At 71.7% G+C, this 17,070-nt stretch carries 15 protein-coding genes; 13 read left to right on the top strand and 2 right to left on the bottom strand.

The window, feature by feature from the left end; translation table 11 throughout:
* Positions 1 to 90: 90 nt before the first annotated feature.
* Positions 91 to 291, top strand: coding sequence for a hypothetical protein (locus FJ694_RS14820; RefSeq protein WP_157268021.1), 201 nt, complete (start codon positions 91 to 93; stop codon positions 289 to 291).
* A gap of 55 nt (positions 292 to 346) precedes the next feature.
* On the top strand, positions 347 to 883 hold the full coding sequence (locus FJ694_RS14825; protein ID WP_157268022.1) for a hypothetical protein: 537 nt from the start codon (positions 347 to 349) through the stop codon (positions 881 to 883).
* Positions 884 to 1,147: 264 nt separating this feature from the next.
* Here the strand turns inward: FJ694_RS14825 and FJ694_RS14830 are convergent, their stop codons facing one another.
* The gene (locus FJ694_RS14830; protein ID WP_157268023.1) at positions 1,148 to 2,647 is read right to left on the bottom strand and encodes a Ppx/GppA phosphatase family protein; all 1,500 of its coding nucleotides are present in this window, start codon (positions 2,645 to 2,647) and stop codon (positions 1,148 to 1,150) included.
* A 294-nt stretch (positions 2,648 to 2,941) separates the two neighbouring features.
* Between FJ694_RS14830 and FJ694_RS14835 the strand changes: the two genes are divergently transcribed.
* The 3 genes from FJ694_RS14835 (at position 2,942) to FJ694_RS14845 (ending at position 7,203) form a co-directional block, all read left to right on the top strand.
* Positions 2,942 to 3,922, top strand: coding sequence for a sulfite exporter TauE/SafE family protein (locus FJ694_RS14835; RefSeq protein ID WP_157268024.1), 981 nt, complete (start codon positions 2,942 to 2,944; stop codon positions 3,920 to 3,922).
* Positions 3,923 to 4,049: 127 nt separating this feature from the next.
* On the top strand, positions 4,050 to 4,880 hold the full coding sequence (locus tag FJ694_RS14840) for a PPK2 family polyphosphate kinase (RefSeq protein WP_157268025.1): 831 nt from the start codon (positions 4,050 to 4,052) through the stop codon (positions 4,878 to 4,880).
* Between the two features lie 121 nt (positions 4,881 to 5,001).
* Entirely contained in the window at positions 5,002 to 7,203 is a 2,202-nt protein-coding gene (locus tag FJ694_RS14845) for a PhoX family protein (protein ID WP_157268026.1), read from the top strand.
* 73 nt (positions 7,204 to 7,276) lie between these two features.
* Here FJ694_RS14845 and cobA read toward each other — a convergent pair whose 3' ends face one another.
* Complete coding sequence (gene cobA, locus FJ694_RS14850) at positions 7,277 to 8,101, bottom strand: uroporphyrinogen-III C-methyltransferase (protein ID WP_157268027.1); 825 nt, start codon at positions 8,099 to 8,101, stop codon at positions 7,277 to 7,279.
* A gap of 150 nt (positions 8,102 to 8,251) precedes the next feature.
* Here cobA and FJ694_RS14855 point away from each other — a divergent pair, with 150 nt between their 5' ends.
* From FJ694_RS14855 to FJ694_RS14890, 8 genes are all read left to right on the top strand, one after another.
* The gene (locus tag FJ694_RS14855) at positions 8,252 to 9,991 is read left to right on the top strand and encodes a nitrite reductase (protein ID WP_157268028.1); all 1,740 of its coding nucleotides are present in this window, start codon (positions 8,252 to 8,254) and stop codon (positions 9,989 to 9,991) included.
* Positions 9,992 to 10,095: 104 nt separating this feature from the next.
* The gene (locus tag FJ694_RS14860; RefSeq protein ID WP_157268029.1) at positions 10,096 to 10,413 is read left to right on the top strand and encodes a c-type cytochrome; all 318 of its coding nucleotides are present in this window, start codon (positions 10,096 to 10,098) and stop codon (positions 10,411 to 10,413) included.
* 10 nt (positions 10,414 to 10,423) lie between these two features.
* Positions 10,424 to 10,768 carry a c-type cytochrome gene (locus tag FJ694_RS14865; protein ID WP_157268030.1) on the top strand — a complete coding sequence of 115 codons (345 nt, stop codon included), beginning with the start codon at positions 10,424 to 10,426 and terminating at the stop codon, positions 10,766 to 10,768.
* On the top strand, positions 10,768 to 11,988 hold the full coding sequence (locus tag FJ694_RS14870; protein ID WP_157268031.1) for a cytochrome D1 domain-containing protein: 1,221 nt from the start codon (positions 10,768 to 10,770) through the stop codon (positions 11,986 to 11,988). The genes FJ694_RS14865 and FJ694_RS14870 overlap by 1 nt, the downstream gene beginning before the upstream one ends.
* A gap of 1 nt (position 11,989) precedes the next feature.
* Entirely contained in the window at positions 11,990 to 12,973 is a 984-nt protein-coding gene (ahbB, locus tag FJ694_RS14875) for a siroheme decarboxylase subunit beta (RefSeq protein WP_157268032.1), read from the top strand.
* Positions 12,966 to 14,051: a siroheme decarboxylase subunit beta gene (gene ahbB / locus FJ694_RS37115; protein ID WP_232540038.1), complete on the top strand. Its 1,086-nt coding sequence runs from the start codon at positions 12,966 to 12,968 to the stop codon at positions 14,049 to 14,051. The genes ahbB (FJ694_RS14875) and ahbB (FJ694_RS37115) overlap by 8 nt, the downstream gene beginning before the upstream one ends.
* Before the next feature lie 3 nt (positions 14,052 to 14,054).
* Positions 14,055 to 15,278, top strand: coding sequence for a heme d1 biosynthesis radical SAM protein NirJ (nirJ, locus tag FJ694_RS14885; protein WP_157268033.1), 1,224 nt, complete (start codon positions 14,055 to 14,057; stop codon positions 15,276 to 15,278).
* Complete coding sequence (locus tag FJ694_RS14890) at positions 15,275 to 16,939, top strand: cytochrome D1 domain-containing protein (protein WP_232540039.1); 1,665 nt, start codon at positions 15,275 to 15,277, stop codon at positions 16,937 to 16,939. The genes nirJ and FJ694_RS14890 overlap by 4 nt, the downstream gene beginning before the upstream one ends.
* Positions 16,940 to 17,070: the final 131 nt, after the last annotated feature.

Genomic DNA, 17,070 nt, shown 5'->3' on the forward strand with positions numbered 1-17,070 from the left:
CTGGGCGCCCGCGCCGTTCAGCTTCGCGTCAAGTCCAGGCCCGACAAAGCAGCCCAGCGGAGGCCTTCCGGCCGCCAGGGGAGGACGCACATGACGCGTGCAGACGAGTCGGGCAGTCGGGAGCTGGAATACGAGAAGGCGTTCGAAGCCATCGAGGCGCGGGCGCGGCGGGGCGAGTTGACGCTGCAACAGCTGCGCCAGGAGGTGCAGGCGCTGCGGCGGCGCCTTTGCGCGCCGCCGCCGGAGCCGGAGCCGGACCTGGACCTGGCCGGCGGCGCGGACACGTCCTGAAGCCGGTGGTGGCCGCGCCCTGTGCGGGCGCTGGATTTGCTCAAGGGTGGGCACCATGCCCGCCACCCGCCGCGTGATGCTGATCCGCCATGCCGAGGAGCCCGACAAGGACGCGGGCATCCAGGGCGTGGACGAGCGGGGCCACCCGGACCAGGACGCGCTGTCGGTGCGCGGCTGGCAGCGCGCCGGGGCGCTGGCGCGGCTGTTCGCGCCGCACGGCGGCAACGGCTCCCATCACAAGCTGCTGGCGCCGCCGGTGGCGATCTTCGCCGCCACCGACCCCTGGAAGAGCCACCGCCCGCTGTGCACGGTGCAGCCGCTGGCGCGGCTGCTGGGCATCCACGTGGACACGCGCTTCGGCTCCGAGGGCGGCGTGACGGAGCTGCTGACGGCCGTGCTGTCCTGCCGCGGCCCGGTGCTGCTGTGCTGGCGCCACCAGGCCATGGCCGACATCGCGCAGGCGCTGTGCGGCACCCGCGGCGCGCGGCGCTGGCCCGAGGGGCGCTACGACCTGGTGTGGGTGTTCGAGCGCGTGGGCGAGAGCTGGCAGCTCACGGAGGTGCCGCAGCGGGTGCTGGAGGGGGATGGGTAGCGAGACAGCACGGGCGGCCTCGGATCAACATGCGTGAGGCGGTGCAGGCGGTAAGAGACGCGGGCCGTAAGAAAAAACCTCGTCATTCCCGCGGAAGCGGGAATCCAAGTTGGGCCGTCCGGCAGGACGGCGGCTTTGTGCGAGGCCGGCCGATTGATTGGTAACACCGAAGGCCGGCCTGCAGCCGGCAGAAAAATGGATGCCCGCGTGCGCGGGCATGACGACATTTTTTTTCGGCCTATCTGACGGCCTGCGTTGCGTCGTTCACCCCTTCAACTCCAGCCTGAAATGCCCCTGCTGCCCCCACAGCGCGAGTTCCTCGCGCAGCAGGTGCAGCGTGCGCGGGTCGGCGGGCACGCCCGCGGGCTCCCAGCGCAGCAGGAGACGCCCGGTGCCGGCGCCGCCGATGCGCAGCCGCGGCCCCTCGTCGTCGCGCCGCGCGTGGCAGCGGATGGCCGCCAGCCGCAGGCACAGTGCCTGGCGCGCGAAGGAGCGCCGCGCCAGCGCCGCCTCCACCTTCTTCAGCCCGCCACGCTGCGCCAGGATCAGCTCGGCGATGCGCCGCTGCTGGCTCTGCGAGAAGCCGGCCGCGTCCACGTGCGCCATCAGGTAGGCGCTGTGGCGGTGGAAGTCGTGGTGCGAGACGCTGCGCCCCATCTCGTGCAGCGCGCAGGCCCAGGACAGCTCGCGCCGCTCGTCGGCACCCGCGTCCGGGGCGATGTCGCGGTGCAGCGCCAGCGCCATGTCGTGCACGCGCCGCGCCTGCGCCGTGTCGCAGTGGAACTGGCGCTGCAGCGCCGCCACCGAGGCGTCGCGCAGATCCACGGCCTCGCCGGCGGCGCTCTGGTGGCGCTCGTGCAGGTCCACGATCACGCCCTGGCGCAGCGCGCCCTTGGCCGGCGCGATCTCGCGGATGCCGAATTCGCGCATCAGCGCCGACAGGATCGCCAGCCCGCCGGCGATCACCGGGCGCCGGTCCTCGCGCAGCCCGCGCAGCTGCAGCCGCTCGACGTGGCCGGCGTCGATGCAGCGCTCGATGCACCAGTTCAGCGCCGACGGGGTGATGCGCCCGTCGGTGATGCCGTGGCTGGCCAGCACCAGCGACACCGCGCCGGCCGTGCCCGAGGAGCCCAGCGCCTCCTGCCACAGGTGGGGCTCGAACTCGGTCTCGGCCTCCTCGAACTCGGCCTGCGCCGCCACGCGCGCGGCCTCGAAGGCGGAGGCCGTGAGCCGGCCGTCGGGGAACCAGCGCATCGACATCGACACGCTGCCCACGGGGAAGGACTCGGCCTCGCCCGGTACGCGCTCGCGCCCAAGCACCAGCTCGGTGGAGCGCCCGCCGATGTCGATCACCAGCCGCGGCAGCGGCGAGGGCTGCAGCTGCGCCACGCCGATGAAGATCAGCCGCGCCTCCTCGCGCCCGGAGATCACCTCCACCGGCGAGCCCAGCACCTCGCCGGCGCGCACCAGGAACTCGTCGCGGTTGCGCGCCTCGCGCAGCGTCTGCGTGGCCACGGCACGCAGGCCGCCCAGCTCGAAGCCCGCCAGCCGCTCGCGAAAGCGCCGCAGCGTCTGCAGCCCGCGCTCGGCGGCTTCCTCGCCCAGCATGCCCTGCGGGTCCAGCCCGCCGCCCAGGCGCACCACTTCCTTGACGCTGTCCAGGCGCTGGTAGCGCCCTCCCTTGAGCTGGCCGATTTCCAGTCGAAAGCTGTTCGAGCCCATGTCGATGGCGGCCAGGGGCAGGGAAGTCGCGGCGTCGTTCATGGGCGTGGCGGGCGGAAGGCGATGTGTCTCGGGGCGGGGCAGGCTGCATGCCGGACGCGCGGCATTGGCGCGGCAGGCGGCCAGGAACAAGGGGCGAAGCGTAGCGGCGCCGGGTGACGCCGCCATGACAGCGCCGGCCAGTCACCCGCCCCGGCTTGTCACGGATCAAACATCAGCGATTCCCGCATATCGAAGCTCGCAAAGCTTCGTTGGGCGCATATGCAGTGTTAAGTATCTTCGCGAACCTTGATATTTGATCCCGTCATAAGCCGCCCGGCCGACGCTTGCAGTCCCATGAAAATCAGAAACCTGGACCTGAGCACCAGCCCGATCAACGTGCAGCACGAGGCGCTGGGCCTGCCGCCGGTGGAGGACGTGATCACGCACCCGGACGACCACCCGGTGCTGCGCGTGGCGATGTGGGCGGCGGTGGCGGTGCTGGTGAGCCTGCTGGGGGCGGTGGCGTGGCGGCTGTTCTTCGGCGACAACGGCGGCCAGAGCGGCTGGGCGCTGATCGAGGGCGCGCTGACCAGCCCGACCTTCTGGGGCGCGGTGGCGGTGGGCTTCCTGGCGCAGGTCATCGACGGCGCGCTGGGCATGGCCTACGGCATCACGGCCACCACCTTCCTGCTGACCACCGGCGCCTCGCCGGCCATGGCCAGCGCCAGCGTGCACATCGCCGAGGTGTTCACCACAGGGCTGTCGGGCATCTCGCACGTGAAGCTGGGCAACGTCAACAAGTCGCTGTTCGTGCGGCTGCTGGTGCCCGGCATCCTGGGCGCGGTGCTGGGCGCGGTGCTGGTGACGCAGGTGGACGGCAAGGCGCTCAAGCCCTTCATCTCCGCCTACCTGCTGATCATGGGCCTGTACATCCTGCGCAAGGCCTGGCGCCATCGCCAGCAAAGGCGCCAGGCGCCGCGGCACGTGGGCAAGCTGGCGCTGCTGGGCGGCTTCGTGGACGCCACGGGCGGCGGCGGCTGGGGGCCGGTGGTGACGAGCAACCTCATCGGCGCCGGCAGCGACCCGCGCACCACCATCGGCTCGGTTAACTTCGCCGAGTTCTTCCTCACGCTCTCCAGCGCCACGGCCTTCATCCTGCTGGCCGGCGACCCGGGCACCTGGACCCTGGTGGCCGGGCTGGTGTTCGGCGGGATGTTCGCCGCGCCGCTGGCCGCGCTGCTGTGCCGGCGGCTGCAGGCGCGCACGCTGATGACCATCGTCGGCGTGCTCATCACCCTCATCAGCGCCTTCAACATCTGGAAGTCCCTGCACTGAGCGACGCGTGCCCGGCAGCCCGGCCCGGGCCGTCGCCTTGCTCGTGGCAGCCTGCGGGCATCACGCCGCACGAGGAGCAGCCGATGGGCAAGGAACAGCAGCGCCACCGCGCCGGGAGGGCCGGCGCATGAGCAAGTCACTGGACAGGCAGCTTGCCGCGCTGCAGCACCGCGACCCCGCCAGGCGCTTCGACCTGGCCGCGGTCGATGCCGGGAGCAAACCGTTCTCCGTGGGCGACAAAGCCACGGACAAGGCCGCGGTGGAGGAGACGGCCGCGCGGCTGGACACGCTGCAGAACCTGTTCTGGGCCGACAGGCGGTACCGGATGCTGATCGTGCTGCAGGGCATGGACGCCAGCGGCAAGGACGGCACGCTGCGCCACGTCTTCGGGCGCATGAGCCCGCTGGGCGTGCACGCCGTGGGCTGGCGCGCGCCCAGCGAGGAGGAGCGCTCGCACGACTTCCTGTGGCGCATCCACCAGCGCACGCCCGCGGCCGGCGAGATCACCCTCTTCAACCGCAGCCACTACGAGGACGTGATCGTGCCCGTGGTCAAGGGCCAGATCACGCGGGAGCAGACCCGGCAGCGCTTCGCGCAGATCAACGACTTCGAGCGCATGCTCACCGAGCACGGCACCGTGATCCTCAAGTTCATGCTGCACCTCTCGCGCGACGAGCAGCGCGCGCGGCTGCAGGCGCGGCTCGACGACCCGGCCAAGCGCTGGAAATTCCTGATGGAGGACGTCGAGGCGCGCCGCCGCTGGGACGACTACCAGGCGGCCTATGCCGACCTGATCTCCGCCACCGGCACGCCCTGGGCGCCGTGGACGGTGGTGCCCGCCGACTCCAAGACGCACCGCAACCTCATGATCGCCACCCTGGTGGAGCAGCGGCTCAGGAGCCTGGAGCTGCGATTCCCCGAGGGCGACCCGGCGCTCGACGGCCTGCGCATCGAGTAGGCGCGGGCGCAACGGCTTGCCGTGCCGGCCCGGCCGTCATGAAATCGTCATCGCCCGTTCACGGCTCTGACACACGGACTTTCAAGAATCGCGGTGTTTTGTCACACACAAGCACCCAGCGATGAACCAAAACCTTTCGCCCGCCGCCGAAGCCAACACCTACGACGACGACGCGATCGTCAACCCCAGCGCCAACGCGCACATGAACCAGCTGCTGGCGGCACGGCTGAGCCGGCGCCAGGCGCTGCGCGGCGGCGTCAGCGTCACGGCCGGCGTGCTGCTGGGCAGCACGGCCCTGACCGCCTGCGGCGGCGGCAACGACGACGACGACACCGCGACCGAGACCCCGCAGGCGCTGCGCCTGGGCTTCGACGCCGTGGCTAAGAACCTCGACGACCGCGTCACCGTGCCCGCGGGCTACCAGGTCAGCATCCTGCACGCGCTGGGCGACCCGCTGCACTGGGGCGACGCCTCCTGGAAGGACGACGGCAGCGAGAGCGCCCAGTCCTACGAGCGCCGCGTCGGCGACGGCCACGACGGCATGCACTGGTTCGGCCTGTCCGAAGCCGGCACGTTCGAGGTGAACCGCTCCGACCGCGGGCTGCTGTGCGTGAACCACGAGTACGTGGTCGGCCCCTACGTGCTGCACGCCAGCGGCCGCACGGTGGCCGACAACGTGCGCACCGTGCCGGCGGAAGTGGAGAAGGAGATCTACGCCCACGGCGTGAGCGTGTGCGAGGTGCGCCGCGGCGCCAGCGGCACGGCGGTGAGCATGGTGCGCGGCTCGCGCTTCAACCGCCGCGTCACCTCGGCCACCGAGATGGACATCGCCGGCCCGGCGCGCGGCAGCGCGCTCATGGTCACGAAGTTCTCGCCCACGGGCGTCAGGACCCGCGGCACCAACAACAACTGCGCCAACGGCTACACGCCGTGGGGCACGTACCTGACATGCGAGGAGAACTTCCTCAACGTCATCGCGCGCGCCGCGGGCGATGACGCGGCGCGCACCCTCAAGGAAGTTGACGCGCTCAAACGCTACGGCCTGCCCGAAGGACGCCGCAGCCCGTACCTGTGGAACACCGCCGGCAGCGACGACCTGTTCGCGCGCTGGACCTCGTCCGTGGTCGGTGCCAGCGCCGCCGAGGACTACCGCAACGTCTTCAACACCTTCGGCTGGGTGGTGGAGATCGACCCCTTCAACCCGGACGCCGCGCCGGTGAAGCGCACCGCGCTGGGCCGCTTCAACCACGAGGGCGCCTGGCCCGCGCCGGCCGTGGCCGGGCAGCCGCTGGTCTGGTACATGGGCGACGACGCGCGAAACGAGTACATCTACAAGTTCGTCTCCAGGGCCGTGTGGGACCCGGCCGACGTGGGCCGCGGCCTGGCCGCCGGCGCCAAGTACCTCGACGAGGGCACGCTGTACGTGGCGAAGTTCAATGCCGACGGCAGCGGCCAGTGGATCGAGCTGACCCACGGCAAGAACGGCCTGACCGCCACCAACACCACCTATGCCTTCGCCGACCAGGCCGACGTGGTGACGCACGCGCGGCTGGCCGGCGACGTGGTGGGCGCCACCAAGATGGACCGCCCGGAGTGGGGCGCGGTCAACCCGCGCAACGGCGAGGCGTACATGACGCTGACCAACAACAACTCGAGCAACCGCGTCGATCCGGCCTCCACCGCCGCCCTGACCGGGCGCCAGGCCAGGCCCGACGCCGCCAACCCGCGCTTCTACGACGACGGCGAGGGCAACAAGAGCAACCCCAACGGCCACATCATCCGCTGGCGCGAGGCCGGCAACTCGGTCGCGGCCACCACGTTCGCCTGGGACATCTACCTCTTCGGCGCCGAGGGCGACGCCGCGGCCGACGTGAACCTCTCCGGGCTCACGGCGGTGAACGACTTCTCCAGCCCCGACGGCCTGTGCTTCGACGCGCGCGGCCTGCTGTGGATCCAGACCGACGACGGCGCCTACACCGACGTGACCAACTGCATGATGCTGGCCGCCGTGCCGGGGCAGGTGGGCGACGGCGGCGCGGTCACCGCCGCGGGCGGCACGGCCACGATCAAGGGTGCGAATGCAACCGCCGAGACGGTGCGCCGCTTCCTGGTGGGCCCCAGGGAATGCGAGATCACGGGCATCGCCATGACGCCCGACCACAAGACCCTCTTCATCAACGTGCAGCACCCGGGCGAGGACGGCAGCCTGGCCGCGCCGACCAGCCACTGGCCGGACAGCCAGGTCAACCCCGCCTCCACGAAGCGCCCGCGCTCGGCCACGGTCGTGGTCACGCGCACGGACGGCGGCACCATCGGGGCGTAAGGCATGCCGCGCGGCGAGGCTGATGCCACCGCCGCCAACATGTTGGGGAAAGGGCCCGCTGACGCGGGCCTTTTCACGCCGTGGCCACGCCGGCCATCGTGCAGCTGCCCAGCGCCTGGTGCAGCGTCACCACCCCGCCCACGATCAGCAGCGCCGGCGCGCGTACCGCGTGCAGCAGCGCCAGCGCGGGCAGCGACTGCAGCGTGCCCACCACGCGGCGGCTGCCGGGCTGCGAGGCGCGCTCCACCAGCGCCGCGGGCGTCTCCGGGCTCAGGCCGTGGGCCGCCAGCCGGGCGCAGATCGGGCCCAGGTTGGACACGCCCATGTAGATCACCACCGTCTGGCGCGGGCGCGCCAGCGCGGCCCAGTCCATGTCGAGCTCGTCGCCGGCGTCGGCGCGGCGGTGGCCCGTGGCCAGCACCACCGAGGTGGCGTGGTCGCGGTGCGTCAGCGGCATGCCGGCCTCGGCGGCGGCCGCCTGCGCCGCGCTGATGCCCGGCACCACTTCGAACGGCACGCCCGCCGCGGCCAGCGCCTGCGCCTCCTCGCCGCCGCGGCCGAAGATGTAGGGATCGCCGCCCTTGAGCCGCACCAGCGCGCGCCCGCTGCGCGCCAGGCGAACCATCAGCGCGCAGATGTCCTCCTGCGGCAGCGTGTGGTGCGCGCTTTCCTTGCCCACGTAGATCAGGTCCGCCCCTTCGGGCACCAAGCGCAGCACGTCGCGCGAGACCAGGTGGTCGTAGAGCACCAGCGACGCGCTGCCTAGCGCTCGCGCGGCGCGCACCGTCAGCAGCTCCGGGTCGCCCGGGCCGGCGCCCACCAGCGTGACGCGCGCGGCGCGCGCTGGGTATTCATGCGGCGCGGTGCCGAAGTACAGCGGTTCGTCGAGGACGCTCATGACTTGATCGGGCTCATGTGTTCATGTCGGTTGCCATGGTCTGCACGGGCAGTGTCCGCGTCCTTGAACCAGTTCAAGGACGCCCCGGGGCCCGGTGCGGAGCATCGCCACCGGCTCAACAAGACCGCAGCCCCACGAGGAGTCGTTCACATGAAGACCTACGAGTTCACAACCCTGGCCGCCGCCGCATTGCTTGCCGCCGTGGCGCTGCAGGCCCAGGCCCAGGACGCCCCCAAGCCGCACACCTCCGCGCCCGAAGCCGGCTACCAGGCCGGCGGCTCGCCCGTGGGCAGCGAGCCGATGTACCAGAGCACCAACCCCAAGGCCCCGCCGATGACGCAGGCCGAGTTCGACAAGGCGCGCAAGATCTACTTCGAGCGCTGCGCCGGCTGCCACGGCGTGCTGCGCAAGGGCGCCACCGGCAAGCCGCTGACCCCGGACATCACGCTGGCCAAGGGCACCGACTACCTCAAGGTCTTCATCGCCTACGGCTCGGCCGCGGGTATGCCCAACTGGCTGACCTCCGGCGAGTTCGACGACAAGGAAGTCGACCTCATGGCCCGCTACATCCAGCAAGACCCTCCGCAGCCGCCGGAGTGGGGCATGGCCGAGATGAAGGGCACCTGGAAGGTCATGGTCCCGCCCGAGAAGCGCCCGACGAAGAAGGAGAACAACTACAACATCGCCAACATCTTCTCCACCACGCTGCGCGACAGCGGCGAGGTGGCGCTGATCGACGGCGACACCAAGCAGATCATCAACATCGTCAAGACCGGCTACGCGGTGCACATCTCGCGCACCTCCGCCTCCGGCCGCTTCCTGTACGTGATCGGGCGCGACGGCCGCGTCAACATGATCGACCTGTGGATGGCCAAGCCCGACAACGTGGCCGAGATCCGCATCGGCCTCGAAGCCCGCTCGGTGGACACCTCCAAGTACAAGGGCAAGGGCGGCGACTTCACCGACAAGCTCGCCATCGCCGGCGCCTACTGGCCGCCGCAGTACGTGATCATGAGGGGCGACACCCTGGAGCCGCTGAAGATCGTGGGCACCCGCGGCATGACCGTGGACAAGCAGGAGTACCACCCCGAGCCGCGCGTGGCCTCGATCGTGGCCTCGCACTACAAGCCCGAGTTCATCGTCAACGTCAAGGAAACCGGCAAGACGCTGATGGTGGACTACTCCAACCTCGACGCGCTCAAGGTCACGGAGATCGCCAACGCCCGCTTCCTGCACGACGGCGGCTGGGACGCCTCCAAGCGCTACTTCATGGTGGCGGCCAACCAGTCCAACAAGATCGGCGTGATCGACGCCAAGGAGGACAAGCTGGCCGCGCTGGTGGACGTGGGCAAGATCCCGCACCCGGGCCGCGGCGCGAACTTCACGCACCCGAAGTACGGCCCGGTGTGGGCCACGGGCCACCTGGGCGACGAGACCATCTCGCTGATCGGCACCGATCCCGTCAAGCACAAGGCCCAGGCCTTCAAGGTGGTACAGACGCTCAAGGGCCAGGGCGGCGGCAACCTCTTCCTCAAGAGCCACCCGAAGTCCGACCACCTCTACATCGACACGCCGCTCAACCCGGACCCGAAGATGTCGCAGTCGGTGGCGGTGTACGACATCAAGCACCTGGACAAGGGCTTCACCGTGCTGCCGATCGCCGAGTGGGCAGGCATGAACGACGGCGGCGCCATGCGCGTGGTGCAGCCCGAGTACAACAAGGCCGGCGACGAGGTCTGGTTCTCGGTGTGGTCGGCCAAGGACAAGCAGAGCGCGCTGGTGGTCGTGGACGACAAGACGCTCAAGCTCAAGGCCGTGATCAAGGACCCGCGCCTGGTCACGCCCACGGGCCACTTCAACATCCACAACACGCAGCACGACGTCTACTGACCGCCGTGCGTTGAGGCCGCAACCCCCGTCCGCCTTGCTCCCTTCTCACGGGAGCGGCGCCGGGCGGCAGGGGGTGGCCCGTGCCGGACCCACAGACCAGCCCCATGAAATCCGTTCTCATCGCCACCGCCGCGGCGCTGGCCGCGCTCGCGACGGCGCCGGCCTTCGCCGATGCCGACGCCGCCATGAGCAAGGCCGGCTGCATGGCCTGCCATGCCAAGGACAAGAAGCTCGTCGGCCCCGCCTTCAAGGAGATCGCTGCCAAGTACAAGGGCCAGGACGGCGCCGTCGCCAAGCTCACCGAGAAGGTGCGCAAGGGCGGCGCGGGCAGCTTCGGCCCGACCCCCATGCCCGCGCACGGCGCCGACAAGATCGGCGACGCCGAGCTGCAGTCCGCGGTCGAGTCGATCCTCAAGTCCTGAGCACCGGGCCATGAAGCCGCTGCTGCCCGCCCTGGCGCTCGCGCTGGCCTGTGCCGGCGCTCTTGCGCAGGACGCCGCGCCCGCGCGGGACCCCGCGCCGGCGCGCCAGGCGCAGCTCATGCGCCTGCTGCGCCAGGACTGCGGCTCGTGCCACGGCATGCGCCTGACCGGCGGGCTCGGCCCCGCGCTCACGCGCCAGGCGCTGGCGGAAATGCCGCTGGACAGCCTGGCCGCCACCATCTTCCACGGCCGGCCCGGCACGCCCATGCCCGGCTGGAACCGCTTCATGAGCGCCGACGAGGCGCAGTGGCTCGCCCGCAAGCTGCACGCGGGCGTGCCGGAGGACAGCCAATGATGAACCGCCGCCACTGGCTGCAATCCGCCGCCGGCAGCGCCGCGCTGCTGGGCCTGGCCGGCTGCGCCGGCACGCCTGCTTCACCCTCCGGCGCCACGGCCGCCGCCATGCCCAGCATGGGCACGGGCGACCTGGGCGTGGTGGTCGAGCGCGCAACCGGCAAGCTGGCCATCGTCAACACCAGCCGGCCGCGCGTGCTGGCCGAGGTCGGGGGCCTGGGCGACCTGTCGCATGCCTCGGTGGTGTTCTCGCGCGACGCCGCCAGCGCCTTCGTCTTCGGCCGCGACGGCGCCATGAGCCGCGTGGACCTGCTGCAGATGAAGCTCACCGGGCGCGTGATGCAGGCCGGCAACTCCATCGGCGGCGCCATCTCGCAGGACGGGCGCCTGGTGGCCGCGCAGAACTACCAGCCCGGCGGCATCAAGGTGTTCGACACGCGCACGCTGGAGCCCGTCGCCGACATCCCCGCCGTGGGTGCCGACGGCCGCGCCTCGCGCGTGGTCGGCCTGGCCGACCTGCCGGGCAACCGCTTCATCTACGCGCTCTTCGACGCGGGCGAGATCTGGATTGCCGACCTGTCCGAGCCCCGGTCGCCCAGGGTCACCAGGTTCCGCGACATCGGGAAGCAGCCCTACGACGCGCTGGTCACGCCCAACGGCCGGCACTACATCGCGGGCCTGTTCGGCGAGGACGGCCTGGCGCTGATCGACCTGTGGGACGAGCAGCCGCAGGCGCGCCGCATCCTGGCCGGCTACGGCCGCGGCGAGGCGCCGCTGCCGGTGTTCAAGATGCCGCACCTGCGCGGCTGGGCCGTGGCCGGGCGCCATGCCTGGCTGCCCGCCATCGGCCGCCACGAGGTGCTGGTGGTGGACACCGAAACCTGGGCCGAGGTCGCCCGCATCCCGGTGGCCGGGCAGCCGGTGTTCGTGATGGCGCGCCCGGACGGGCGCCAGGTGTGGGTCAACTTCGCCGTGCCCGACTACCACCGCGTGCAGGTCATCGACACGCCCTCGCGCCGCGTGGTGCGCACGCTGGAGCCCGGGGCCGCGGTGCTGCACCTGGAGTTCACGCCGCGCGGCGAGGCGGTGTGGATCAGCTCGCGCGACGCGAACCGCGTCTCCGTGATCGCCACCGACGGCTTCGACACGCTGGCGCAGCTGCCGCTGGAGGCGCCCAGCGGCATCTTCTTCACCAGCCGCGCCGCGAGGGTGGGGCTGTGACATGAACGACTGGCTGCGCCTGCTCAACGACTGGCAGCACGGCTTTCCGCTGCTGCCGCGCCCCTTCGACGCGCTGGGCCGCGAGCTCGGCTGCGGTGCGCACCAGGTGCTGCACCACTACCGCGCGCTGCAGGCTGAAGGAAGCCTCGGCCGCATCGGCGGCGTCTTCGCCGCCGGCGCCGGCGGCGCGGCCATGCTGTGCGCCTACGCCGCGGGCGCCGACGCGCTGGAGCACGTGGCCGCCATCGTCTCGGCCCATCCCGGCGTCAACCACAACTACGAGCGCGAGCACGGTTTCAACTTGTGGTTCGTGATCACCGGTCCCGACCGCGCCGCCATCCATGCCGCGGTCGATCAGCTCGATGTCGCCACGGGCTTGCGCGCGCTGCGCCTGCCGATGCTGCGCGCCTACCGCATCGACCTGGGCTTCGACCTCCTCGACGCGAAGCGCCGGCGCATGGCGCTGGCGCACTCGCCGGCCGTGGCCGCGGTGGCCCAGGAGGACCGGCCGCTGGCCGCGCTGGCCGGCGAGGGCTTGCCGCTGGTCGAGTCGCCTTACACCGCGTGGGCCGACCGGCTGGGACGCAGCACCGGCGACGTGCTCGCCACGCTCAAGGGCTGGCTGGAGCAGGGCACGCTGCGCCGCTTCGGCGTGGTGGTGCGCCACCACGAGCTGGGTTTCGACCAGAACGCGATGTGCGTGTTCGACGTGGATGACGACGCGGTGGACGCCGCCGGCGCGCTGCTGGCGCGGCAGGGCGGCGTGACGCTGTGCTACCGCCGCGCGCGCGCGCCGGGCTGGCCCTACAACCTGTTCGCCATGTTCCACGGGCGCGAGCGCGAGCAGGTGCTGGCGCAACTGCAGGCCGCCACCGCGGCGGCCGCCCTGCAGGCCGTGCCGCGCGCCGTGCTCTTCAGCCGCCGCCGCTTCACCCAGCGCGGCGGGCGCTATTTCGGGATGCCGCAGGAACTCCAACATGCCTGACCAAGACACCAACCCTGGCGCCATCGCCTGCTCCGGCGACGACGGACGCGCCGCGGTCGCGCCGGCGCCGCTGCTGAGCCTGGGCGAGGCGCTGCTGATCGAGGAGCTGCACGGCGGCTTCCCGCTGGTCGAGCAGCCCTTCGCCGAGGTCGGCGCGCGGCTCGGGATGGGCGAGGCGCAGGTCATCGAGCGGCTGCACCGGCTGCTGGCGCGCGGGCTGCTCACGCGCTTCGGGCCGCTGTTCCAGATCGAGCGCGCCGGCGGGCAGTTCGTGCTGGCGGCCATGGAAGTGCCCGCAGGCGACTTCGACGCGGTGGCGCGCGTGCTGCACGCCATGCCCGAGGTCGCGCACAACTACCGGCGTGAGCACCGGCTCAACATGTGGTTCGTGGTCGCGGCCGAGACGCCCGAAGGCGCGCAGGCCGCGCTGGGCCGCATCGCCTATGCCACCGCGCTGCGGGTGTGGGCCTTTCCGAAGGAGCGCGAGTACCACGTCGAGCTGCGGCTGCCCATGCGCGGCGCGGCCGGCGCCGGGGACGTGGCCTTCCCGAAGCCGGCCCCGGCGCGGGTGCGCACCGACACGCGGCCGCTGACCCCGTTCGAGCGCGCGCTCGTGGCGGCCACGCAGACCGGGCTGCCGCTGGTCGAGCGCCCGTACGAGGCCGTGGGCGCGGCCGTCGGCGCCGACGACGCCACGGTGCGCGCGGTGATGGCCGACATGCTCGCGCGCGGGCTGATCCGGCGCATCGGCGCCGTGCCGCACCACGTCAAGCTGGGCTTCGTCGCCAACGGCATGAGCGTGTGGGACGTGGACGACGCGCGGGTCGACGACCTGGGCGAGGCCATCGGGCAGCTGCCCGGCGTGAGCCACTGCTACCGCCGCCCGCGCCGCGAAGGCTGGCCCTACAACCTGTTCGCGATGCTGCACGGCCGCTCGCGCGAGGCGGTGCATGCGCAGGCGCGGGTGCTCGCCGAAGTGCTGGGCCCGGCCTGCCGCGGCCACGACATCCTGTTCAGCAGCGCGGTGCTCAAGAAGACCGGGCTGCGCCTGCACCCGCGCCGCACCCAGGAGACCTGAGCCATGTTCCGCATCTCCCACTACATGCACGCGCTGGCCGAGGCCGAGCGCACCGGCCACTACCCGCCGGGCACCGGCCGCAAGCCGCCCGGCCCGGTCGTGATCTGGAACCTGATCCGCCGCTGCAACCTGACCTGCAAGCACTGCTACGCGCTCTCGGCCGACCACGACTACGCCGGCGAGCTCGACACGCAGGAAGTGTTCGCGGTGATGGACGACCTCAAGGCCTTCTGCGTGCCGGTGCTGATCCTCTCCGGCGGCGAGCCGCTGCTGCGCCCGGACATCCTGGACATCGGCCGCCGCGCCAAGGCCATGCGCTTCTACGCGGGACTGTCCACCAACGGCACGCTCATCGACGCGGGCTGGGCCGACCGCATCGCCGAGGTCGGCTTCGACTACGTGGGCATCAGCCTGGACGGCATCGGCGCGGTGCACGACCGCTTCCGCCGCCTGGAGGGCGCCTTCGACCGCAGCCTGGCCGCCGTGCGGCTGCTGCGCGACCGCGGCGTGCGCGTGGGCCTGCGCTACACCATGACGGACATGAACGCGCAGGACCTGCGCCCGCTGCTGGACCTGATGCGCGCCGAGGGCATCCCCAAGTTCTACTTCTCGCACCTGAACTACGCCGGGCGCGGCAACATCCACCGCGGCCGCGACGCGCGCTTCGACGCCACGCGCGAGGCGCTCGATGAACTGTTCGAGCGCGCCTGGGACGACGCCCGGCGCGCCGGCGGCGAGGAGTACGTCACCGGCAACAACGACGCCGACGGCCCGTACCTGCTGATGTGGGCGCGCCGGCGCCTGCCGCAGTGGGCGCCGCAGCTGGAGCGGCAGCTGCGGCAGTGGGGCGGCAACGCCTCGGGCCTGAACGTGGCCAACATCGACAACCTCGGCCACGTGCACCCGGACACCATGTGGTGGAACCACGACCTGGGCAGCGTGCGGGAGCGGCCGTTCTCGCAGATCTGGAACGATTCATCCGACCCGCTGATGGCCGGATTGAAGCTGCAGCCGCGCGCCGTCAAGGGACGCTGCGCCGGCTGCGCCTACCTGCCCATCTGCGGCGGCAACACCCGCGTGCGTGCGCAGCAGCTCACCGGCGACGCCTGGGCCGAGGACCCGGGCTGCTACCTCGACGACGCCGAGATCGGGCTGAGCCGGCCGGCGACGCGCGTCGGGATCACCCCCTTCCGCCACCAGCCCCGGCCGATGAAGGTGACGGCATGAAGCCCTGGATGCAGACCGCATGGCGCCTGGCGCTGGCCGCCGGGCTGGTGGCCATGGGCGCCGACCTGGCCCAGGGCGCGGAGCCCGCGCGCGGCGCCGAAGCCCAAGCCGCCGCGCCGCAGGCCGCCCAGGCGGCGCAGCCCGCCGCGCTCTACCGGCAGCACTGCGCCGCCTGCCACGGCGAACAACGCCTGGGCGGCATGGGCCCGGCGCTGCTGCCGCAGAGCCTGGAGCGGCTGAAACCCGCCGAGGCGCTCAAGGTCATCACCCACGGCCGGGCGGCGACGCAGATGCCGGCCTTCAAGGAACAGCTGTCCGGGGACGAGATCCAGGCCCTGGCGCAGTGGGTGTACTCGCCCGTGTCGCCGGCGCCGGCCTGGGCTGAAGCCGACATCCGCGCCTCGCGCGTCGAGAACGCCGCGGCGAAGGACTTGCCGCACGAGCCGGCCTGGAAGGCCGACCCCATGAACCTGTTCGTGGTGGTGGAAGGCGGCGACCACCACGTCTCGCTGCTCGACGGCAACCGTTTCGAGGTCATCCACCGCTTCGCCTCGCGCTTCGCGCTGCACGGCGGCCCGAAGTTCAGCCCGGACGGGCGCTTCGTCTACTTCGGCTCGCGCGACGGCTGGATCACCAAGTACGACCTGTGGAACCTGAAGGTGGTGGCCGAGGTGAGGGCGGGGCTGAACATGCGCAACGTGGCCGTGAGCGGCGACGGCCAGTGGGTGATGGCGGCCAACTACCTGCCGCACACGCTGGCGCTGTTCGATGCGGACCTGAACCTGGTAAGGAGCTACGCCGCCGCCACGCTCGACGGCAAGGCCGGCTCGCGCGTGTCGGCGGTGTACGACGCGGCGCCGCGCAGGAGCTTCGTGGTCGCGCTCAAGGACATCCCGGAACTCTGGGAGATCAGCTACGACCCCGAGGCGGAACCCATCTTCGACGGCTACGTGCACGACTACAAGATGGGTGAGGGCATCGCCAAGGCCGGTACCTTCGGCATCCGCCGCACGCGGCTGGACGAGCCGCTGGACGACTTCTTCTTCGACCAGAGCTACCGCCACGCGCTGGGCGCGACGCGGCCCAAGACAGCGGCGCCCGGCGACGCGCAGGCCGCGACCGCCCCGCTGCCCACGGCGCAGGTGGTCAACCTGGACATCCGCAAGAAGATCGCCGACCTGCCCATCGCCGGCATGCCGCACCTGGGCTCGGGCATCACCTTCGCCTGGGAAGGCACCACCGTGCTGGCCAGCCCGAACCTGCAGGGCGGCGCCATCGACGTGATCGACATGAAGACGTGGCAGCCGCTGCGCAGCGTGCCCACGCCGGGCCCGGGCTTCTTCATGCGCAGCCACGAGGCCACGCCCTACGCCTGGACCGACTCGATGATGAGCCCGGGCGCCCGGGACACGCTCACGCTCATCGACAAGCGCACGCTGCAGGTGGCGGCACAGATCCGCGAGCCCGGGCGCACGCTGGCCCACACCGAGTTCACCCGGGACGGCCGCCACGCGCTGGTGAGCGTGTGGGAGATGGACGGCGCGCTCATCGTGTTCGATGCGAAGACGCTCCAGGAGGTCAAGCGCCTGCCCATGAGCAAGCCGGTGGGCAAGTACAACGTCTGGAACAAGATCACCCGTTCCGAGGGCACCTCGCATTGAAGGGACGAACCGGCCGCTTTGCCCGCCTTGCCCGCCTTGCCCGCTTGAAAAGGCGCCTTTCGTCCCGCATGTCGGACCTGCGGCCCGTGGCGACCACCCGCGAGAGACCTTGCCGGGAGCTTGCGGTGCCG

The sequence above is a fragment of the Azohydromonas aeria genome, from assembly GCF_009760915.1.
GTDB classification, from domain to species: Bacteria; Pseudomonadota; Gammaproteobacteria; order Burkholderiales; family Burkholderiaceae_C; genus Azohydromonas; species Azohydromonas aeria.